Here is a 1,330-nt window from a genome sequence, read left to right as displayed (position 1 = left end):
AGCCGGCGCGCCGTGGCCCATGGCTGCTTTTGTTTTGATGGCTTCAAGCGCCTGCTGGGCAAGGGCTAGAGGCCCTGAAAGACATAAAAAAGCCCCGCCGGAGCGGGGCTGGGGGCGGCGGGCGCCGCGCTTATTTTTTCTTCTCGCCTTCCACGGCGTCCTGCATGTCCTTGAGCGGGTCGTGCGCGTCGGGGCTGGCTGCGCCCGGCTCGGGCGCCGTGCCCTCTTCCGGCATGTGCAGCTCGGGCAGGTCGGAGTTCTGCATCTCGGTCTCCATCTGCAGGCNAAAAAAGCCCCGCCGGAGCGGGGCTGGGGGCGGCGGGCGCCGCGCTTATTTTTTCTTCTCGCCTTCCACGGCGTCCTGCATGTCCTTGAGCGGGTCGTGCGCGTCGGGGCTGGCTGCGCCCGGCTCGGGCGCCGTGCCCTCTTCCGGCATGTGCAGCTCGGGCAGGTCGGAGTTCTGCATCTCGGTCTCCATCTGCAGGCGGATCTTGTCCATGTCGTAGACCTCGGGCTTGTCCAGGCCGCTGGAGACGATGCCCGGGAAGGTGATGATCATCCCGACCATGACGATCTGGATCAGCACGAAGGGCACGGCGCCCCAGTAGATCTGCATCGTCGTCACCGGCTGGATCAGCTTCTTCGTGACCTTGTCGGTGTAGGCCACGACGGGCGCTACGCTGCGCAGGTAGAACAGCGCGAAGCCGAACGGCGGGTGCATGAACGAGGTCTGCATGTTCACGGCCAGCAGCACGCCGAACCAGATCAGGTCGATGCCCAGCTTGTCGGCCACTGGCGCGAGCAGCGGCACGACGATGAACGACAGCTCGAAGAAGTCGAGGAAGAAGGCCAGGAAGAAGATCATGATGTTCACCACGATCAGGAAGCCGACCTGGCCGCCGGGCAGGCCGCTGAGCAGGTGCTCGACCCAGCGCGGGCCGTCCACGCCCTGGAACACCAGGCTGAAGATGGTCGAGCCGATCAGGATGAAGACCACGAAACAAGACAGCTTGGTGGTGGTGTTGAGCGCCTGCTTGAGCAGCGACATGCTCAGGCGCCCGCGCAGCATGGCCATGGCAAAGGCGCCGAGCGCGCCCATGGCGCCGCCCTCGGTGGGCGTGGCCACGCCCAGGAAGATGGTGCCCAGCACCAGGAAGATCAGCAGCAGCGGCGGGATCAGCACGAAGGTCACGCGTTCGGCCATGCGCGAGAGCAGGCCCAGGCCGGTGAGCTTGTTGAGCATCGAGAGCACGAAGGCCAGCGCCACGCCGACGCACATCGAGACGACGATGGTCTCGTCCTTGGCCACGCTGGTCACGGCCTCGCCGGT

2 protein-coding genes are annotated in these 1,330 nt (G+C 65.8%); both read right to left on the bottom strand.

Features of this window, described 5'->3' with window-relative positions; genetic code table 11:
• Window positions 1–130: 130 nt before the first annotated feature.
• Window positions 131–265 carry a hypothetical protein gene (locus QZH66_RS16190; protein ID WP_305806911.1) on the bottom strand — a complete coding sequence of 45 codons (135 nt, stop codon included), beginning with the start codon at window positions 263–265 and terminating at the stop codon, window positions 131–133.
• A 66-nt stretch (window positions 266–331) separates the two neighbouring features.
• A partial coding sequence (locus tag QZH66_RS16185) for a TRAP transporter large permease subunit (protein ID WP_305806910.1) occupies window positions 332–1,330 on the bottom strand: 999 nt, incomplete at its 5' end.

This window comes from Stenotrophomonas sp. YIM B06876 (assembly GCF_030711595.1).
GTDB lineage: Bacteria > Pseudomonadota > Gammaproteobacteria > Xanthomonadales > Xanthomonadaceae > Stenotrophomonas.
This window is presented reverse-complemented; position numbering and strand designations above follow the sequence as displayed.

Bases quoted from the DNA above. Each gene is read 5' to 3' on its own strand.
- QZH66_RS16190 (WP_305806911.1), bottom strand. From the start codon at position 265: ATGCAGAACTCCGACCTGCCCGAGCTGCACATGCCGGAAGAGGGCACG.